The sequence below is a fragment of the Microbacterium sp. NPDC064584 genome, from assembly GCF_040687315.1.
GTDB lineage: Bacteria > Actinomycetota > Actinomycetes > Actinomycetales > Microbacteriaceae > Microbacterium > Microbacterium lacus.
Genome location: NZ_JBFBMZ010000015.1, coordinates 1 through 17,468 on the forward strand (window position 1 = coordinate 1; position 17,468 = coordinate 17,468).

The following is a 17,468-nucleotide window of genomic DNA, read 5'->3' on the forward strand; positions in this document are numbered from 1 at the left end:
CATGGCCTCATACAGCTAGCTGTCGCTCAAAGGCATGAGCGGATCGACGCGTGCTTGCGAATAGCGCAACCCTCAATATTGACTCTCCGCCGGTCAACAACCGATAGGAGAGAACCATGTCCGTCCGCACCATCGCCGGAAACCTGGCCGCCGACCCCGAGGTCGTGCAGGCCGGGAGCATCCAGATCACCAAGCTCCGCGTCATCGAGAACACGGGGGAGTACCGACAGGACAAGTGGCAGGCCCACGACACCCCCACGACGCACTTCATCGAGGCCCGGTTCGAGCTGGGCGAGAACGCGGCCGCCTCCCTGCACAAGGGCGACGCCGTAATCGTCACCGGCCGCGAGCACACGTCGAGCTGGGGCGAGGACGCCAACAAGCAGTATGGCCGCGTCATCGACGCCGACAGCATCGGCGCGGACCTCGCTCGCGCGACCGTCACCATCAGCCGGAACACCCGCGACGACCAGCAGTAGCCACCTACGACACGGCCGGGGCCCCACCGCCCCGGCCGTGTCCGTGACGTCAGAGAAGGTAAGAAACATGGCCGTGAACGAAGAACACCGTCAGGTTGAGGTCGCCCGCGACCTCTCATCCCAGGCTAGAATCCTCGTGCACTCGACCCGAGACGTCCCGGCGCCGTTCGATTCCTACACGCTTCTTGGTGAGCTGGTCGCCACCGTCGACGACCTCGAACAGGTCTGTCAGCAGCTCGGGGCCTGGCACTCACGCGTCGTCGACGGCGAGCACTACGCCGGCGAGGACAACCGAGGGGATGGGGCGACAGGAACCGTCACCGCCTCTGCCGAGCTCCAACGGGCCGCCGCCGCGCTCGGCGCCGCCTCCGAAGCCCTCCGAGCCGCGCATTCCGCGAACGGCGTGGTGCGCTGGTTCGACGCATGAGCAGCGCACGAACTTATGTGCAGCGACTCGTCGACGCCATGCTCGACGCTGCTCAGTCCGCTGCCCCGAAAGCCGAGCACAGCATCACCCTGACGCCCGAGAACTCGCTTCTGCTCCCGATCCACGCCACCGAGCTGCCCCGCATCGTCGACGGCGTGGACGGCGCATACCGCGGCCACGTCTACCGCGACTGCATGGTGTGGGATCAACTTGTCCTCGATCACCTGGTCATCGTGACGCCCGTCGTCGGCCGGGTCACCGAGGATTCGCATGGACCGACCTACTTTGGCGACCTGCGGAGCGGCACCTTCGGCACCGAACCGCCGCCGAGCGAGGAATAGCCCCATGCGCAGCAATGCCCCGACCGCACTCTCTCTCGGCCGGGGCGTTGTACGCGACAATAGAGCCACCGAGCGACAGGAGAGCGCCGTGAAGATCCCCAAGGCCTTACGGCTGTGGTGGCACGACGGCGCCGGAGTGCGCGTTCTCCGCTACAGTGGCCGCCAGTGGACCGTCCAGGCCCTCGTGAGCTTCATCTGCACCCTGGCCAGCCTCATACCTGTGGAGAGCTTCCTGGGCCGCTCCATGCTCGTCGTCGTGCCGTACCTCCTGGTGCCGGCCGGTCTCGCCGCTGCGGCCTTCGCGATCACCGCCGCGGTGCTGACACACCGGTTCCGGCGCACAAGCCGAGGCTGACGTTTGCAGCTTCGACCGGGAGTCTCATGCACAGGGCGAGTACGCCCACCGTCTTGGATTCCCTACTCGGCGACGCGGCTGTGAATTCAATGCTGGGCGGAAGCCTTCAGCGTTCGTCAGCGTGCGAGGAACGTGGTCTTGATCTTGTGGGATACGGCGTCGCGGAATGGCCGCACCGCGTCGGCGTCCCATGCCTCCGGGTTGGGGAAAGACCATTCAAGAACCTCCCCACGGGGTGCGGACGGCAGTGCCAGCCCGGGCTTCATCAGTACCACGACGTCGGCGGCTTCCAGGTCGCCCGGGGTAACCGCGCGCGGCAGTCGATCGGTGATGTCCATCCCCAATTCCGCGACGGTCGCGGCCACGGCGGGGTTCACTTCCTCGGCGGGGGAAAGGCCGGCGGACTTGGCCGTGAATCGATCGCCGGCCAGGTGCTCCAGCAGCGCGGCGGCCAGTTGGGAGCGGCCCGCATTGTGCTGGCAGATGAACAAGACGGTCGGAATGCTTGGCATTTGGGGTCTTCTCCTAAAATCCGTGGCGTTGGGGTGTCAGCTCGCGCATTGGGATTGGGCGCAGGAAGCGCAGCACATCTCCCTTTTGGGCGCGAGCTGGCGAGGGTTGCCGACGACGTTGTTGAAGAATGACTCCTTCTCGCACTTGTGGAGATGCTCGGTGCAGAGAGCGGCGCCGCAGTGAGGACAGACGGCAACCGCGGGAACGGCGATGTCCAGAGTGGCGTGTTCATAACAGATCATGAGTGTTCCTTCAATGGTGGGCAACAGTGCTGCTGCTGCCGAGGGCTCAAGTGGTGATGTCCTGCACGCGTCGGCGATCGATGTGAAGATCCTCGTTGGTGGCGGGGAAAAGTCGACCGCGCAACGAGAGGGCGACGTAGACAAGTCCGACGAGCACCGGGACTTCGATGAGGGGACCGACAATGCCAGCCAGAGCTTGCCCGCTGGTGGCGCCGAAGGTGCCGATAGCGACGGCGATAGCGAGTTCGAAGTTGTTGCCGGCGGCCGTGAAAGCGAGCGTCGTGGTGCGTTCGTAGCTCAGGCCGATGGTCTTGCCAGTCCCGAACCCAATAAGGAACATCGCGATGAAGTAGGCCAGGAGGGGCAGGGCGATGCGGGCGACGTCGAGGGGACGGTCGATGACTTGCTGCCCTTGAAGGGCGAAGAGCATGACGATCGTGAAGAGGAGGCCGCCGAGGGCGAGTGGGCTGATCCGGGGGAGGAAGACCGTTTCGTACCAGGCGCGGCTGCGGCGGCGTTCTCCGATGCGGCGGGAGAGGTACCCAGCGAGTAAGGGGATACCGAGGAAAACGAGCACGCTGAGGGTGATGGCCCAGATGGAGAACTCGGCGCTGGTTGTGGAGAGGCCCAGCCAGGTGGGAAGGATCTGCAAGTAGAACCAGCCGAGAGCGGCGAACGCGATCACTTGGAAGACGGAGTTGATGGCGACGAGGAAGGCTGCTGCTTCGCGGTCCCCACAGGCGAGATCGTTCCAGATGAGGACCATCGCGATGCAGCGGGCAAGGCCAACAATGATCAGCCCGGTGCGGTATTCGGGGAGGTCGGGCAGGAGCAGCCAGGCGAGAGCGAACATCAGCGCGGGGCCGACGAGCCAGTTGAGGACGAGCGAGGAGATGAGTAGCCGCTTGTCGCGGGCGACGAGCGCCGCGTCGGAGTACCTCACTTTGGCGAGGACGGGATACATCATGACCAGCAGTCCGATGGCGATGGGGATGCTGATGGTGCCGATCGACGCCGCGTGAAGGAACTCTCCGAAACCGGGGGCGAGGACGGCGAGGGCAAGACCGGCGCCCATGGCGAGCAGGATCCATATGGGCAGGTATCTGTCCAGTGTTCCCAGACGGGCGGGCGCGATAGTCGTGCTCACTTCACTCCTCATTCATAGATGAACTTCGATATGAAGCGTAGCAGAATATCGACAAGCGTCGATGCTCTCCGCGGAGCGGCTGGGTCTTATGTGATGGCGAAGAAGCGCGAGACCCGGTCGAGAGCCCCCGGCACGAGGGTGAAGTAGGCCCAGGTTGCGCGCTTACTACGGGTGAGGAACCCCGCCGCGGTGAGGACCTTCAGGTGGTGCGAGACGGTCGGCTGACTAAGGCCGATGGGTTCGATCAGGTCGCACACGCAGGCTTCCGAGTTCTCGGATGCGGCAACGATGGAAAGCAGCCGCAGGCGGGCGGGGTCTGCCAGAGCCTTCATGGTCAGAGCGAGGGACTCGGCCTCCTCCGCAGTCATCGGTTCACGGACGAGCGAGGTGCAGCAGCTATCAGCGCCAATCTCGGCGATGGCAGTGATGTTGGTGACGTCGAGCGTGGTGACCATGCATCGACAATAGCCGATATTGACAGTGATCTATAGGGCGAGTAGGAATGAACATCGAAGCTTGTCGATGTTGTGAAGGAGTGGTCATGACCTTGTTGGACCTCACGCCTCGTGTCGCTGTGAGCGATCGTCTGGCGACGCTGCCCGTGGTGATCATCGGTGCAGGACCGGTCGGGTTGGCTGCGGCTGCGAATCTCGTAGAGCGCGGTATCGACTTCGTGATTCTCGAGGCGGGCGAGACGGTCGCCGCGAGCGTTCGGGCGTGGGGTCATACTCGCCTGTTCTCGCCGTGGAAGCACCTGGTAGATCCGGCGTCGCGTCGCCTTCTGGAAGCACGAGGCTGGGAACTTCCTTCACCGGAGCGGGCGCCAACGGGAGCCGAGCTGGTGGACTTGTATGTCGACCCGCTCGCTCAGCTGGAGGAGATCGCATCGAGGATTCGGACGGGGGTGCACGTGACTGCCGTGTCCCGGGAAGGAATGGATCGCACGCGCAGTCGCGGGCGGGATGCGACACCGTTCGTCATCCGCACCCGCGATACCGAAGGCAACGTTGCCGAGGTTGCGGCGCGCGCGGTAATCGACGCGTCAGGCACCTACTCGTCACCGAACTCGTTGGCTTCAAGCGGGCTGGAACTTCTGGGACTGGGCGAGATCGCCGGCCACGTGATGCCGGCACTTCCCGACGTGCTCGGCCGTGACCGCGCCCACTTCGCAGGCAAGCACGTCACCGTCGTCGGTGCTGGGCACTCTGCTGCAAACACACTTCTCGGGCTGGTGTCACTTGCCCGCGAGGAAGAGGGCACGACGGTGTCCTGGCTGATTCGCAACGCGCAGGCTGTACGGGTGTCCTCGTCGCCGGACGATGAACTCGTCGGGCGCGCGCACCTGGGCGCGCGCGTGGATCGCGCGGTGGACCGCGGTGACATCGATCTCGTCGACGGATTCGAGATCATCCGTGCTGCCCGAGCGGGCGCCGCGGTGGAAATGATCGGTCATCGAGACGGAGAGGTAGTGACGCACACCACCGACATCGTGGTCAACGCGACCGGGTTCCGGCCAAACCTGGACATGCTGCGCGAGGTTCGCCTGGAACTGGACGACATCGTCGAGGCCCCCAAGCGGCTCGCCCCGCTCATCGATCCGAACGTGCACTCTTGCGGAACGGTGGAGCCCCACGGGTTCGGTGAGCTCACCCACCCGGAGCGCGGGTTTTTCATCGTCGGGATGAAGTCGTACGGTCGCGCCCCCACGTTCCTGCTCACGACCGGGTACGAGCAGGTCCGTTCGGTGACCGCGTGGCTGGCCGGCGACATGGCTGCCGCCACTCAGGTCGAGCTGGTTCTCCCCGCCACGGGGGTCTGCTCCACGGATCTCGGGTCAGCCGGCGGTTGCTGTTCGTGACAGACGTCCGCTCCCTCGTCCCAGCCGATTGGCCCGACGTGGAGAGGATCTACCGGCAGGGAATCGACGAGGGCGATGCGACCTTCGAGACGCACCCGCCGACCTGGGAAGAGTTCACCACCAGCAAACTGCCTACTCCCCGTCTTGTCGCCGCCGATGATCACGGTCGGGTTCGCGGCTGGGTGGCGGCGTCACAAGTGTCGAGCCGGGAAGCATATCGGGGTGTGATCGAGCACTCTGTGTATGTCGATCGTGACCACCGCGGTCAGGGCGTGGGACGAACGCTGTTGGCCGCGTTCATCACGGGAGCGGAATCGGCCGGGTATTGGACGATTCAGTCGAGCATCTTCCCGGAGAACAGCGCCAGCCTCCGACTACATGTCGCCGCCGGGTTCCGGGTAGTGGGCCGCCGGGAAAGAATCGCTCGGTCCCGCCTCGGTGCCCATGCGGGACAGTGGCGGGACGCCCTCCTCATCGAGCGGAGAAGCAAGGCAGACTCGTGACCGACGGTTCCCCCGACGCGGAGTTCATCCGCCGACACCTCACCGGCGTCCGCCGCACCGTCCTCGCCATCGTTGCTAACCACGGACCGATCAGCCTCGATGACATTGCGATCGAATGGGCGCGGCAGCATCTCACCATCAGTCGCCGCCACAGGTTCGCCCTTCCCCGCATGAGCGGCCAGGTTCTGTGGCGGCTGGAGAATCTCGGCTGGGTGGCTCGTCGAGGCGACCAGTACCTCCTCACCGCTGAGGGGCGTCGGGTCCACGACGGCATCGCAATCGCCTCCGAATAGCCGGGCTGCGTTCACCGCGCGTTCACATAGATTAGCTTCTATGTGAAACGGATAGAAGATCATCTATCTGGCCTGCCCTTGCACCGGCGGGTCCTGACGCCCATGTCGGGCACGAAGGAAAGCGCACCCGTGAACAAGACCACAGCAAAGCTCGCTGCCGTTGCGACGCTCGCCGCCGCCGCCCTGGCATTGAGTGCCTGCGGCGGACAGTCCGCCGGCAGCACTGGCGGAGGAGAGGCCAGCGGAGGCGGGGCCGGCGGCTCTGTCACCACCGATGGCTCGTCGACCGTCGCCCCCCTCACCGAGGCCGCCGCGGACCTGTTCCGCGAAGAGGACTCGTCGGTCAATGTGTCGGTCGCCACCTCCGGCACCGGTGGAGGCTTCAAGGCGTTCTGCGCCGACGAGACCGACATCTCCAACGCGTCCCGTCCGATCAAGGACGAAGAGGCAGCTGAATGTGAAGCGAACGGCGTCGAGTACACCGAGATCGTCGCTGCCAACGACGGCCTGTCGGTCATCCTGAACCCGGAAAACGACTGGGCAACCGACCTCACCCTGGAGCAGGTCGCGAAGATCTGGGCACCGGAATCCGAGGGCGTCGTCAACAGTTGGTCCGACGTTGACCCGAGCTTCCCCGACGTCCCCCTGGTCCTGTTCGGTGCAGGCACCGACTCGGGCACCTTCGACTACTTCACCGAAGAGGTCAACGGGGAGACCGGCGCGATCCGCACCGACTACAGCCCCTCCGAGGACGACAACATCACCATTCAGGGCGTCGCAGGGGACCAGGGTGCGATCGGTTTCCTCGGCCTGAGCTACGTCGAAGAGAACGAGGGCACGATCATCGCCGCATCCATTGACGGCGTCTACCCGAGCACCGAGACCGTGCAGGACGGCACCTACACGCCGCTGGGGCGCCCGCTGTTCATCTACGTCAAGAACGCCGCGTACACCGACAAGCCGCAGGTGAAGGAGTTCGTCGACTTCTACGTCGCCAACTCCGCCGACATCGCCTCGCTCGCCCTGTTCGTGCCGCTGACCGAGGAGCAGATCACCACCGCGCAGGAAGAACTCGCCTCGCTCGGTTGAGCGAGCCCCCTCCGCGGAGACACTCCATGACCGCTGTCACCACCAAGGCTGGGGGCTCGAGGACCATTCCCTCGGGCCCCCGGCCAGGCACCCAGTTCGCCGGCCGCCGCCGCCCCGGCGAAGCCCTCATCAGACTCGTTCTCCGGCTAGCCGCAGTACTCACGATTGTGACGACGGTCGGGATCCTGATCGCCCTGCTGATCCCGTCCCTCTCGTTCTTCGCCGAGGTACCCGTCCTGGACTTCCTATTCGGCACGCGCTGGGCACCCCGGTTCGCAGACGCGTCCTTCGGAGTCATCCCCCTCGTCTCAGCCACCCTGTGGACGACAGTGATCGCCCTGCTGGTCGCCGTGCCGTTCGGGCTAGGTGCGGCCATCATGCTCGCCGAGTACGCCAAGCCCCGCACCCGCAAAGTCCTCAAGCCGATGCTGGAGATCCTCGCCGGCGTCCCCACCGTCGTCTACGGGTTCTTCGCCCTCCAGTTCGTGCAAGGCACCGTGCTCCGCGAATGGCTGCAGCTGCCCACCGGCGCATTCAGCGTCCTCGCCGCAGGACTCGTCATGGGCGTGATGATCATCCCCACGATCGCGTCGATCTCCGAAGATGCCATGTCCGCCGTTCCCGGTGCGCTCCGTCAGGGCAGCGCCGCGCTCGGCGCGAACCGGATGCAAACCACCCTTCGCGTGGTGTTCCCAGCCGCCCTGTCGGGCATCGTCGCGGCGGTCGTACTCGGCGTCTCCCGCGCTGTGGGAGAGACGATGATCGTCGCGATCGCCGCCGGAAGCCAGGCCCGGATCGTCACCAACCCCCTCGAGCAAGGTCAGACGATGACCGGATTCATCGCGAACGCCGCGCTCGGAGACTCCCGCGTGGGAAGCCTGGAATACAACACCCTGTTCGCCGTGGGGCTGCTGCTGTTCCTCATCACGCTGCTGATGAACTTCATCAGCATCCGGTTCGTTCGCCGCTTCCGAGAGGCCTACTGATGACCACCACCCGAAGCACCCCGACGAAGATCCGCGCCTCCGCACCCCTCGGGACGGGGACACACGGTGACCGGAAACCCGGCCCGATGATCTTCCTCATCCTGCTGTGGCTGTCGCTGCTGGTCGCGTTCGGCGTGCTCGCGACTCTTCTCGTCACGATCCTGATGGACGGGTGGGGAAAGCTGTCCCTGCAACTGTTCACCAACTACCCCTCCGCCACCCCGGAAACCGCGGGCGCCCGCCCCGCCATCCTCGGGTCCGCCTGGGTGATCGCGACCACCGCCGTGCTGACACTGCCGCTGGGGATCGCCGCGGCCATCCACCTCGAAGAATTCGCCGACAAGAAGCGCTGGTTCAACCGGCTCATCGAACTGAACGTGCAGAACCTCGCCGCCGTCCCCGCCATCATCTACGGCCTGCTCGCCCTCGGATTCCTCAGCCTGCTACAGGTGCAGAACAAGAACATCGTCATCGGCGGCGCACTAGCGCTATCGCTACTGATCCTCCCCGTCATCATCATCTCCACCCGAGAAGGGTTGCGGTCCGTACCGAACGAGATCCGCGACGGGTCCCTCGCCCTCGGAGCGACGAAGTGGCAGACCGTGTGGCGGCAAGTGCTCCCCGCGTCCGTGCCCAGCATCGCCACCGGCTCGATCCTCGCCCTCTCCCGCGCACTCGGAGAAGCCGCACCACTGCTGGTGCTCGGAGCGCTGGTCTACATCACGTTCGACCCGAACGGGCTCATGAGCGGGTACACCACCCTCCCCATCCAGATCTTCAACTGGACCGGCCGCCCCCAGGAGGGCTTCCACGAGCTCGCCGCGGCCACCAGCGTGCTCCTCCTCGGCGTTCTGCTCCTGATGAACGCCCTCGCCATTTTCATCCGCAACAAGTACCAGAAACGGTGGTAGCCATGAGCGACCCGATCGCCACCTCAACCGAGGACACCCCGCACCCGCAGTTCCACGCCCAGTCTCCAGAACCGAACCTGCGCGAAACACCGAGCGGGCTGATCCGCTGCGAGAACGTCGACGTGTTCTACGGCGACTTCCGTGCCGTCACCGACGTCAACCTCAGCTTCGGAAAGAACGAGATCACCGCGCTGATCGGCCCCTCCGGGTGCGGGAAGTCCACTCTGCTGCGTTCGCTGAACCGGATGAACGACCTCGTCGACGGCGCGCGCGTCGAAGGGCAGGTGCTGTTCCAAGACGACGACATCTACGCCAAAGACGTCGACCCGATCGAAGTGCGCCGCCGCATCGGCATGGTGTTTCAAAAACCCAACCCGTTCCCGAAATCCATCTACGACAACATCGCCTACGGCCCCAGGGTGACCGGGATGAAGGTGTCGAGCATGGACGACCTGGTCGAAGAAGCGTTGACCAAAGCAGCGCTGTGGGGCGAGGTCAAAGACAAGCTGAAGCAATCCGCATTCGGTCTCTCCGGCGGACAGCAGCAGCGTCTGTGCATCGCCCGCACGATCGCCACCCAGCCGGACGTGATCCTGATGGACGAACCGTGCTCGGCGCTGGACCCGATCGCAACCATGCGCATCGAAGACCTCATGCACGATCTGCGCCGGGACTACACGATCATCATCGTCACCCACAACATGCAGCAAGCCGCCCGAGTCGCCGACCGCACCGCGTTCTTCACCGCCCTCGCCGATGAAACCACCGGAGACCGGACCGGAGTACTGGTGGAATACGCACCCACCTCACAGATCTTCGAGCACCCCCAGGACCAGCGCACCGAGGACTACATCAGCGGCAGGTTCGGATGAGCACCCTCACGAGCCCCGTGGTCGGATCGGCACGAGTCGTCGTGCTGTCCACCGACCCGCACGTGGTTCGAGGAACCGTCGCCGAATTCCGCCACTTCGGTGCGTCGTTGATCCGGCGAACCGACATCGTCAGCGCGCTGACGGAGCTGATCCGCGACCCGCACACGATCCTGCTGGTGTCCTCTGACGTGGCCTGCCAAGACATCGCCGCCGTCCTGGAGCTGTCGATCGCCACCAGCAAATCGACGGTGCTGTTCGGAATACATCCCTCCACCGGGATCGCAACAGTAGATACCGCGATCGCCGCTGGCGTGGGCGGCGTCGTAGACCTTCCCCTCACCCCGGAACGCCTCGCGTCCGCGCTGCGACAGCTGCCCCCCGCATCCGTGGAAGTGCCGAGCACGGTCGCGGTGGGCGCGCTGCTGGTCGACACGGACCGGCACCGGGTCGAGCTTTACGGCACACCGATCACGACCACTCCGAGGGAGTTCGACATCCTGCTGGCATTGGCGACGTCCCACCCGCGGATCGTCACACTCGACGAGCTCGCACACACGCACGGGGGTGGAACACAACGGCAAGCATCCATCCGGGTCATGGTCGCGGGTCTCCGGTCGCGGTTCGCCGCGCTCACGGGCGCCCCGAGGGACGCGGTGATCGAAACCCACCGCGGCATCGGCTACCGACTGGCCGCGTGAGACGTCATCCCCATCTCGGCCAGAAGATCCTCAACGTGCCCTCGGATCTGGTCACGAACCACCCGCAGCCCCTCGTCGTCGAGGGTGAGCGGATCCTCAAGATCCCAATCCATGTAGCGGCGACCGGGGTACACCGGGCACGCATCCCCGCACCCCATCGTGACCACGAAGTCCGCGGCCTGCACGACCTCGTCCGTCAACGGCTTCGGATACTCGTCAGAGAGAGGAACACCCACCTCCGCCAGAGCCTCAACGACTCGAGGGTGGACCGCGTCGGCTGGCTGCGACCCCGCGGTACGCACATGGACACGATCGCCCGCGAGATACCGCAGATACGCGGCCGCGATCTGCGAACGACCGGCATTCTGAACACAGACGAACAGCACCTCAGGCGTACCGCGAAGCACCAGACCCTGCGCCGACGCCAGAGCGTCAAGACGATCAGCGGCATACCGTGCCGTCAAAGACGGCAAATGCTTTCGCACCCGGGCTCTCTGACTGAGCAACAGATAGCTCTCCACGACATACTGCGACACCGTCTCGCTACTGAACGTGGAAGCGAACCGGTACGAAAGATCGTGCGCGACCGTCGCGATCGCCGCCGGCAACACGGCAACGGTCGGAGCGGAGTCGGGTTCGGGCAGGGCCGGCATATCACCCACCAACAAACGCCCGAACCGCACCCACGACGCCGCCGGCAACACATGGGCCCCCGCCTCGTCAGTGTGAACGATGTTCACGGCCAACAACCGGGCAATTGCGTCCTCCACCTCGATAGCCGGAACATGCAGCAACGAGGAGAGCACGTCTGCCGGAGCCCCCGCGGCCAGAGCACTCAGCACTCGCAACGTGAGCAGATCGCCGAGCACTGCGGCCTGAGCGGCACGTTCCTGCGCGGCATCGTCATCCAGCGGGCGCCCGACACGGTGCCGCGCACCCTCGTTCACCGCAGCAGATCCTCGATCGCGCTACGCCGAGACGGAACCACCGAAAGCCACACGTACTTCCCCTCCGGCTCACGAGCCAGGAGACCGTCATCAACAAGGATGCGCACGTGGTGGGTGACCGTCGGCTGCCGCAACCCCAGGGCGTCGGTCAGCTGCTTCACGGTTGCACGCCCAGACTCCGAGTCCAAGATGACGCTCAACATCTGCAACCGCGTCGGGTCTGCCACCGCCCGCAGCGTCCGAGCGAGATCTTCCGCGGCCGAGCGGCCGAGCGGTGCGCTCGCACCTGCTGCAGGGCTGCCGTGGGAAGAGGTCACACTGTGATCCTACCTGAAGATAGACTTTCATCTATGGATGCGGTGGTGTCGGACGCGACCCGAACGGCGTCCGTTCTCGCTGACCCTACCCGTATGGCGCTCTTGCGACTGATGTCGACGGCCGATACCGGCCGAGTCCTCGTCGGGGAGACCGCACAAATCCTCGGTCTGCGACAGCCGACCGTCAGCCATCACATGAGGCGGCTGATGGACGAGGGGATCGTGACCCGCCAGCCCGAGGGCCGGCGCACGTGGTACGCCATCGCCCCGCCTCATCGCGACAAGATCACCGCGCTGCTCTCCCTGACGGACCAGCGACCCTCCGCACCGCCGGATCTGGACCGCGTGGTAGGTGATCTTCTCGTGCGGTTTCATGGCACCCTGACCCGTGAAGAGGTGCGAAAGGTCGTGTCCGACGCTCATGCACGTCTCTCCGAGTCCACACCACACCACCTCTTGGCCTCCCGCACCGCCGCCTTCGCCACCGAGCGCATCGAAGCATCCCTCAAAGACCAACTCCATCGCGACCCCGACGTCACCGTCCTCTTCGTGTGCGTACAGAACGCCGGACGGTCGCAGATCGCAGCGAGCGTCCTCCGCCGGCTCGCCGGCCCTCACATCCGCGTGCACACCGCAGGCTCCGCGCCGGCAGACGATGTGCGCTCATCCATCATCACCGTGCTCGACGAAGTCGGCCTCTCGCTCGATGGCGAATACCCCAAACCCCTCACCACCGAAGTCCTCGAGGCCGCCGACACCGTCATCACGATGGGATGCGGCGACATCTGCGTACCCCGCATCGGCGCGACGCACCACGACTGGAACATTCCCGACCCCGTCGGGCTCTCTCTGACAGAACTCAGAACTATCCGGGACGACATCGACCATCGCGTGCGCGACCTCCTATCGGCTCTCAGGCGAGGGTGAGTCACTTCCCGTTCACTCCGCGTTGTAGTCTGATACATAGATGATCCTCTATGCTTTGAGCAGACGAAAGAGAGCCCACAATGTCTGAAACCCCCACCGTCCTGTTCGTGTGCGTCCACAACGCCGGTCGCTCGCAAATGGCCGCCGGCTACCTCCGCGAGCTCGCGCAAGGACGCATCCAGGTCCTCTCCGCCGGATCCGCCCCCAAGGACCAGATCAACCCAGTCGCCGTCGAGGCCATGGCCGAAGAGGGCATCGACATCACAGGCAACACGCCCAAGGTTCTCACCGTCGAAGCTGTCAAAGAATCTGACGCCGTGATCACGATGGGCTGCGGAGACGCCTGCCCGATCTTCCCCGGCAAACGGTACGAGGACTGGGAGCTGGACGACCCCGCCGGTCAGGGCATCGACGCTGTCCGCCCGATCCGCGACGAGATCCGCCGACGCGTGGAAACGCTCATCGAAGAGCTCCTCCCCGCCCGTGGCGTCGCATGACCTGGCAGAAAGGGCAAGACGCTCTGCTCTCCGCGGACTCAGTACTGCACCGCGCCGCGGAACGTCTCACTGCCCAATTCACCGGCATGGTGGGAGCGGAAACGGTCGAACGCGTCGTTTTCGAGTCCTACACCGCACTCGCCCGCACAGCGACCGTCTCCACCCACCTGCCATCACTCGCGGAGAAGTTCTCCCGCGACCGACTCACCGCGCTGGCACAGTCCCGCGGCTTCATCCCCAAGCCCGTCCCGGAAGTGCTCTACGTGTGCGTACAAAACTCCGGTCGCTCCCAGATGGCCGCCGCACTCACCCGTCACCTCGCCGGCGACCGAGTGCACGTCCGCTCCGCCGGATCACAGCCCGGCCAAGGCATCCTCCCCGTCGTGGTCGAAGCGTTGGCGGAGCTGGGGATCGACGTCAACGAAGAGTTCCCCAAACCCCTCACCGACGACGTCGTCCGTGCCGCAGACGCCGTGATCACCATGGGCTGCGGCGACGCGTGCCCGATCTACCCCGGCAAGAGATACCTCGACTGGGACCTCACCGACCCCGCAGATCTCGACATCGTGGCCGTCCGCGAAATTCGGGACGACGTCCAAGCCCGAGTGCAGCAGCTACTTTCCGAACTGACCACCGCGACCGCGTAGGAGGACAGCCTGATGCACCTTGTAGCGATCGGCGGAAGCGACGCCGGCATCTCCACCGCCCTGCGCGCCCGCGAACTCGACCCCACCGTCGACGTCACCGTCGTAGTCGCCGACGCCTACCCAAACTTCTCCATCTGCGGCATCCCCTACTACTTCTCCCGCGAAGTGCAGCCCTGGCAGTCCCTCGCCCACCGCACGCACGCCGACCTCGAAGCCACCGGCATGAACCTGCGCCTGGACACCCTCGCCACCGGCATCGACGTCGACGGCCGCACGCTCACCGTCCGCGACGCCGCCGGCACCGAATCGACGATCGCGTACGACGAGCTCATGGTCGGCACCGGAGCATCTCCGTCCACCGCCGGCATCGCCGGCCTCGACCAGCTCGGCCCCGACGACGGCGTGCACCTGCTGCACTCGATGGGCGACACCTTCGCCCTGGAGCGCTACCTCGACAAGCACCAGCCCGAAACCGCGATCATCGTCGGCGCCGGCTACGTCGGCCTCGAAATGGCCGAAGCCCTCACCGTCCGCGGCCTGCACGTCACCCAGCTCCAACGCGGTCCCGAAGTGCTCTCCACCCTCGACCCCGAACTGGGCTCCCTCGTACACGACGAACTCACCCGCCACGGCGTCGACGTCCTCACCGGAACCCGCATCGAAGCTGTCACCCGCGACGCCGGCCGCCTCACCGTGACCGGCACCCGCGACGGTGACACTTTCTCCCGCAGCGCCGACCTCGTGCTCGTGGTCGTTGGTGTCCGCCCCAACACCAGCCTGCTCACCGCAGCCGGCGCAACCACGGGCGCGGGTAGTGCGGTCGTCGTCGACGAGCACATGCGCACCGGCCTGCCGCACGTATGGGCAGCCGGAGACGGCGTCGTCACCCACCACCGCCTCCTCGGCATCACCTACCTGCCCCTCGGCACCACCTCACACAAGCAGGGCCGCGTCGCAGGGGAGAACGCAATCGGCGGAGACGCCCGTTTTGCCGGGAGTCTTGGCACGCAGGTCGTGAAGGTTTTCGACCTCGTGGCCGCCCGCACGGGCCTCCGCGATCACGAGGCTGCAGCCGCCGACTATGCCCCACACAGTCACACTGCGATCGCGGACGACCACAAGCGTTACTACCCCGGAGCCACTCCCATCAGCATCCGCATCACCGGAGACACTCGCGACGGCCTCCTCCTCGGGGCGCAGCTCGTCGGCACCCGCGGCGCGGAAATCTCCAAGCGCGTAGACACCTACGCCACCGCCCTGCACCACGGCATGACCGTGGCCGGAATGAGCGACCTCGACCTCTCCTACACGCCCCCGCTCGGCTCCCCGTGGGATGCCGTGCAGATGGCAACACAGGCATGGGAGCGCGAGGCGCGTGTAAGCGCCTAGCCGCGCACCGCGGAGTCGAATCAACGAGCCCACCTAATAGGCGCGCGAAGGTCGCAGATGAATGTCAGACCCGCACGAATGTTGAGCGAGAGATTGGCTTTTCGGTAAGTCGCCGCAGCGCAGGGGGGCGGCGCGCTGCACGGACGCCGTTGAGGATCACGATGACTTCGGCGACCTCGTGCACCAGGACCACACCGGCGAGGCCGAGGACGCCGAAAAGGGCGAGAGGGAACAAAACGATGATGATCGCAAGGGCCAGCCCGATGTTGGTGGTCATGATCCGCCGGCCTCGCTTGGCGTGATCGAGCGCCCCGGGGATCAAGCGGAGGTCGCGGCCGGTGAAGGCGACATCGGCAGATTCGATCGCTGCGGCGGAGCCCTTCACGCCCATCGCGATCCCGACCGTCGCCGTAGCAAGGGCGGGGGCGTCATTGACGCCGTCGCCAACCATCGCTGTCGGACGGGATGCGACGAGGGCGACGATCGCGTCGGTCTTGTCCTTGGGCAGTTGCTCGGCCCGGACGTCCGTGATGCCGGCTTCCTGGGCGATCGCGCGGGCGGTGCGGTCGTTGTCGCCGGTCAGCATGATGGTCTCGATGCCTTGATCGTGCAGCATCCGTACGGTCTCGGCGGATTCTGGACGCAACTCGTCTCGCACCCCAATGAGTCCTGCGGTCTGCCCGTCCGTTTCGACAACGACCACGGTCATGCCCTGGGCGGCCATGGTGTCGGCAGCGACGCGGAGCTTGCCGGGGTTGAGCCAGCGGGCGTTGCCGACGCGAATGACACGGCCGTTGACGTGGCCGCTGATGCCGTGGCCTGCCTCTTCGGTCACGTTCATCGCAGCAGTATTTCCGGGTGCGGCGGCGATGATGGCGGCCGCGAGCGGGTGCGTGCTGGTGGCCTCGACGGCTGCCGCCCAGACGAGGAGGTCGTCACGGGCGGTCTCGGCGGCGGGTTGCACGTCGACGACGGTTGGCTCGTTGCGGGTGAGGGTGCCGGTCTTATCCAGCGCCACGGCGCGGATCGTGCCGAGCTGCTCGAACGCCTCGCCGGACTTGATCACGACACCGAACTTCGAGGCCGCACCGATCGCGCTGATGACCGTGACGGGCACCGCGATTGCCAGGGCGCATGGAGACGCGGCGACCAAGACGACAAGGGCTCGTTCGATCCACGTCCACGGGTCGCCAACGAGCACACCGAACAGGGCAACCAAGGCCGCGAGGATCAGCACGGCCGGGACGAGGGGGCGGGCGATGCGGTCAGCGAGGCGTGCCCGGTCGCCCTTGTGGGCGTGTGCTTGCTCGACGAGCGCGACGATCTGAGTGAGGGAGTTGTCCCGTCCGTCTGCGGTGGCCTCGATCCGGAGGGTTGCAGACCCGTTTACCGAGCCGGCGATGACCGGGTCGGCGGGTCCGACCTCCAATGGAATGGATTCGCCGGTGACCGCTGAAGTGTCGAGACTCGACTGGCCCTCCACGACGACGCCGTCTGTGGCGATCCGTTCGCCGGCGCCGACGACGAGGATGTCCAGTTCACGGACGTCGGCTGCGGGGATGGTGAAATCGCCGCCCAGGCGGGAGACCCGCACGGTGTCGGGAATGAGGGAGAGGAGCGCGCGGAGGCCTTCTTTGGCTTGGTCCATTGCCCGGTCTTCGAGAGCTTCGGCGAGGGAGAACAGGAACGCCAGCGCGGCGGCTTCGCCGACGTGGCCAAGCAGCACCGCGCCGACCGCGGCGATCGTCATCAGCAGCCCGACGCCGAGGCGGCCGCGCAGCAACCGTCGGATGGCACCGGGGACAAACGTGTACGCGCCCGCGACCAGGGCGATTGCCTGGAGGATCAGGGCCGGGATCGGAACCCCGGTCCATTCGAGGATGTATCCGGCGAGGAGGAAAACGCCCGCGATCGCGGAGGGCAGCAGCGCGGTGTCCCGCCACCACGGCGGACGCACCTCGATCTCTTCCGCATCCGTGTCTACAGGGGAGGCGGGGTCTGGTCCGCAGCATGCGTCGCCGTCTTCATGC

22 protein-coding genes are annotated in these 17,468 nt (G+C 65.8%); 16 read left to right on the forward strand and 6 right to left on the reverse strand.

Annotated features, from left to right (window positions below):
• The first annotated feature begins 116 nt into the window (after positions 1 to 116).
• The 4 genes from AB0P18_RS15995 (at position 117) to AB0P18_RS16010 (ending at position 1,602) form a co-directional block, all read left to right on the forward strand.
• On the forward strand, positions 117 to 479 hold the full coding sequence (locus AB0P18_RS15995) for a single-stranded DNA-binding protein (protein WP_292858904.1): 363 nt from the start codon (positions 117 to 119) through the stop codon (positions 477 to 479).
• A gap of 73 nt (positions 480 to 552) precedes the next feature.
• A complete protein-coding gene (locus AB0P18_RS16000) occupies positions 553 to 906 on the forward strand; it encodes a hypothetical protein (RefSeq protein ID WP_363360842.1) in 354 nt (117 codons plus the stop codon).
• Positions 903 to 1,247, forward strand: coding sequence for a hypothetical protein (locus AB0P18_RS16005; RefSeq protein WP_292858910.1), 345 nt, complete (start codon positions 903 to 905; stop codon positions 1,245 to 1,247). Before AB0P18_RS16000 ends, AB0P18_RS16005 begins: the two co-directional genes overlap by 4 nt.
• An 88-nt stretch (positions 1,248 to 1,335) precedes the next feature.
• On the forward strand, positions 1,336 to 1,602 hold the full coding sequence (locus AB0P18_RS16010; protein WP_292858913.1) for a hypothetical protein: 267 nt from the start codon (positions 1,336 to 1,338) through the stop codon (positions 1,600 to 1,602).
• A 116-nt stretch (positions 1,603 to 1,718) separates the two neighbouring features.
• Here AB0P18_RS16010 and AB0P18_RS16015 read toward each other — a convergent pair whose 3' ends face one another.
• The 3 genes from AB0P18_RS16015 to AB0P18_RS16025 all read right to left on the reverse strand — a co-directional run bounded on the left by AB0P18_RS16015 (position 1,719) and on the right by AB0P18_RS16025 (position 3,959).
• Positions 1,719 to 2,114, reverse strand: a complete 396-nt coding sequence (locus tag AB0P18_RS16015; RefSeq protein ID WP_363360843.1) for a low molecular weight phosphatase family protein — start codon at positions 2,112 to 2,114, stop codon at positions 1,719 to 1,721.
• A gap of 289 nt (positions 2,115 to 2,403) precedes the next feature.
• Positions 2,404 to 3,516 carry an ACR3 family arsenite efflux transporter gene (gene arsB, locus AB0P18_RS16020; RefSeq protein WP_363360844.1) on the reverse strand — a complete coding sequence of 371 codons (1,113 nt, stop codon included), beginning with the start codon at positions 3,514 to 3,516 and terminating at the stop codon, positions 2,404 to 2,406.
• Positions 3,517 to 3,590: 74 nt separating this feature from the next.
• Positions 3,591 to 3,959: a metalloregulator ArsR/SmtB family transcription factor gene (locus tag AB0P18_RS16025; RefSeq protein WP_363360845.1), complete on the reverse strand. Its 369-nt coding sequence runs from the start codon at positions 3,957 to 3,959 to the stop codon at positions 3,591 to 3,593.
• A 47-nt stretch (positions 3,960 to 4,006) separates the two neighbouring features.
• On the opposite strand from AB0P18_RS16025, the gene AB0P18_RS16030 reads away from it, so the two are divergent.
• The 8 genes from AB0P18_RS16030 (at position 4,007) to AB0P18_RS16065 (ending at position 10,714) form a co-directional block, all read left to right on the forward strand.
• Positions 4,007 to 5,362, forward strand: a complete 1,356-nt coding sequence (locus tag AB0P18_RS16030; protein ID WP_363360846.1) for an FAD-dependent oxidoreductase — start codon at positions 4,007 to 4,009, stop codon at positions 5,360 to 5,362.
• A complete protein-coding gene (locus AB0P18_RS16035) occupies positions 5,359 to 5,865 on the forward strand; it encodes an N-acetyltransferase family protein (protein ID WP_363360847.1) in 507 nt (168 codons plus the stop codon). The genes AB0P18_RS16030 and AB0P18_RS16035 overlap by 4 nt, the downstream gene beginning before the upstream one ends.
• Positions 5,862 to 6,158, forward strand: a complete 297-nt coding sequence (locus tag AB0P18_RS16040) for a hypothetical protein (protein WP_363360848.1) — start codon at positions 5,862 to 5,864, stop codon at positions 6,156 to 6,158. The genes AB0P18_RS16035 and AB0P18_RS16040 overlap by 4 nt, the downstream gene beginning before the upstream one ends.
• A gap of 129 nt (positions 6,159 to 6,287) precedes the next feature.
• The gene (locus AB0P18_RS16045; RefSeq protein WP_292858935.1) at positions 6,288 to 7,247 is read left to right on the forward strand and encodes a PstS family phosphate ABC transporter substrate-binding protein; all 960 of its coding nucleotides are present in this window, start codon (positions 6,288 to 6,290) and stop codon (positions 7,245 to 7,247) included.
• Positions 7,248 to 7,273: 26 nt separating this feature from the next.
• Positions 7,274 to 8,233 carry a phosphate ABC transporter permease subunit PstC gene (pstC, locus tag AB0P18_RS16050; RefSeq protein WP_363360849.1) on the forward strand — a complete coding sequence of 320 codons (960 nt, stop codon included), beginning with the start codon at positions 7,274 to 7,276 and terminating at the stop codon, positions 8,231 to 8,233.
• On the forward strand, positions 8,233 to 9,144 hold the full coding sequence (gene pstA, locus AB0P18_RS16055) for a phosphate ABC transporter permease PstA (RefSeq protein WP_363360850.1): 912 nt from the start codon (positions 8,233 to 8,235) through the stop codon (positions 9,142 to 9,144). The genes pstC and pstA overlap by 1 nt, the downstream gene beginning before the upstream one ends.
• Before the next feature lie 2 nt (positions 9,145 to 9,146).
• Complete coding sequence (gene pstB, locus AB0P18_RS16060; protein WP_363360851.1) at positions 9,147 to 10,016, forward strand: phosphate ABC transporter ATP-binding protein PstB; 870 nt, start codon at positions 9,147 to 9,149, stop codon at positions 10,014 to 10,016.
• Entirely contained in the window at positions 10,013 to 10,714 is a 702-nt protein-coding gene (locus tag AB0P18_RS16065; RefSeq protein WP_363360852.1) for a winged helix-turn-helix domain-containing protein, read from the forward strand. The genes pstB and AB0P18_RS16065 overlap by 4 nt, the downstream gene beginning before the upstream one ends.
• Here the strand turns inward: AB0P18_RS16065 and AB0P18_RS16070 are convergent.
• Complete coding sequence (locus AB0P18_RS16070) at positions 10,696 to 11,661, reverse strand: arsenate reductase ArsC (protein ID WP_363360853.1); 966 nt, start codon at positions 11,659 to 11,661, stop codon at positions 10,696 to 10,698. The two genes, AB0P18_RS16065 and AB0P18_RS16070, sit on opposite strands and share 19 nt — an antisense overlap.
• The gene (locus tag AB0P18_RS16075; RefSeq protein ID WP_210006355.1) at positions 11,658 to 11,978 is read right to left on the reverse strand and encodes a metalloregulator ArsR/SmtB family transcription factor; all 321 of its coding nucleotides are present in this window, start codon (positions 11,976 to 11,978) and stop codon (positions 11,658 to 11,660) included. Before AB0P18_RS16075 ends, AB0P18_RS16070 begins: the two co-directional genes overlap by 4 nt.
• 33 nt (positions 11,979 to 12,011) lie before the next feature.
• Between AB0P18_RS16075 and AB0P18_RS16080 the strand changes: the two genes are divergently transcribed.
• The 4 genes from AB0P18_RS16080 (at position 12,012) to AB0P18_RS16095 (ending at position 15,438) form a co-directional block, all read left to right on the forward strand.
• Positions 12,012 to 12,905, forward strand: a complete 894-nt coding sequence (locus tag AB0P18_RS16080) for a metalloregulator ArsR/SmtB family transcription factor (protein WP_363360854.1) — start codon at positions 12,012 to 12,014, stop codon at positions 12,903 to 12,905.
• Positions 12,906 to 12,985: 80 nt separating this feature from the next.
• Positions 12,986 to 13,402 (forward strand): arsenate reductase ArsC, encoded by a 417-nt coding sequence (locus tag AB0P18_RS16085; RefSeq protein WP_363360855.1) that lies wholly within the window; start codon positions 12,986 to 12,988, stop codon positions 13,400 to 13,402.
• Positions 13,399 to 14,049 (forward strand): arsenate reductase ArsC, encoded by a 651-nt coding sequence (locus AB0P18_RS16090; protein WP_210006352.1) that lies wholly within the window; start codon positions 13,399 to 13,401, stop codon positions 14,047 to 14,049. The genes AB0P18_RS16085 and AB0P18_RS16090 overlap by 4 nt, the downstream gene beginning before the upstream one ends.
• Positions 14,050 to 14,061: 12 nt before the next feature.
• Positions 14,062 to 15,438: an FAD-dependent oxidoreductase gene (locus tag AB0P18_RS16095; protein ID WP_363360856.1), complete on the forward strand. Its 1,377-nt coding sequence runs from the start codon at positions 14,062 to 14,064 to the stop codon at positions 15,436 to 15,438.
• Between the two features lie 64 nt (positions 15,439 to 15,502).
• On the opposite strand, the gene AB0P18_RS16100 is transcribed toward AB0P18_RS16095, so the two are convergent.
• Positions 15,503 to 17,395, reverse strand: coding sequence for a cation-translocating P-type ATPase (locus AB0P18_RS16100; protein WP_363360857.1), 1,893 nt, complete (start codon positions 17,393 to 17,395; stop codon positions 15,503 to 15,505).
• Between the last annotated feature and the right edge of the window lie 73 nt (positions 17,396 to 17,468).

Excerpts from the sequence above, each read along its gene's own strand:
- AB0P18_RS15995 (WP_292858904.1), top strand. The coding sequence starts at position 117 with ATGTCCGTCCGCACCATCGCCGGAAACCTGGCCGCCGACCCCGAGGTC.
- AB0P18_RS16005 (WP_292858910.1), top strand. The coding sequence starts at position 903 with ATGAGCAGCGCACGAACTTATGTGCAGCGACTCGTCGACGCCATGCTC.
- AB0P18_RS16015 (WP_363360843.1), bottom strand. The coding sequence starts at position 2,114 with ATGCCAAGCATTCCGACCGTCTTGTTCATCTGCCAGCACAATGCGGGC.
- arsB (WP_363360844.1), bottom strand. The coding sequence starts at position 3,516 with ATGAGGAGTGAAGTGAGCACGACTATCGCGCCCGCCCGTCTGGGAACA.
- AB0P18_RS16025 (WP_363360845.1), bottom strand. The coding sequence starts at position 3,959 with ATGGTCACCACGCTCGACGTCACCAACATCACTGCCATCGCCGAGATT.
- AB0P18_RS16030 (WP_363360846.1), top strand. The coding sequence starts at position 4,007 with ATGAACATCGAAGCTTGTCGATGTTGTGAAGGAGTGGTCATGACCTTG.
- pstC (WP_363360849.1), top strand. The coding sequence starts at position 7,274 with ATGACCGCTGTCACCACCAAGGCTGGGGGCTCGAGGACCATTCCCTCG.
- pstA (WP_363360850.1), top strand. The coding sequence starts at position 8,233 with ATGACCACCACCCGAAGCACCCCGACGAAGATCCGCGCCTCCGCACCC.
- pstB (WP_363360851.1), top strand. The coding sequence starts at position 9,147 with ATGAGCGACCCGATCGCCACCTCAACCGAGGACACCCCGCACCCGCAG.
- AB0P18_RS16065 (WP_363360852.1), top strand. The coding sequence starts at position 10,013 with ATGAGCACCCTCACGAGCCCCGTGGTCGGATCGGCACGAGTCGTCGTG.
- AB0P18_RS16080 (WP_363360854.1), top strand. The coding sequence starts at position 12,012 with ATGGATGCGGTGGTGTCGGACGCGACCCGAACGGCGTCCGTTCTCGCT.
- AB0P18_RS16085 (WP_363360855.1), top strand. The coding sequence starts at position 12,986 with ATGTCTGAAACCCCCACCGTCCTGTTCGTGTGCGTCCACAACGCCGGT.
- AB0P18_RS16090 (WP_210006352.1), top strand. The coding sequence starts at position 13,399 with ATGACCTGGCAGAAAGGGCAAGACGCTCTGCTCTCCGCGGACTCAGTA.
- AB0P18_RS16095 (WP_363360856.1), top strand. The coding sequence starts at position 14,062 with ATGCACCTTGTAGCGATCGGCGGAAGCGACGCCGGCATCTCCACCGCC.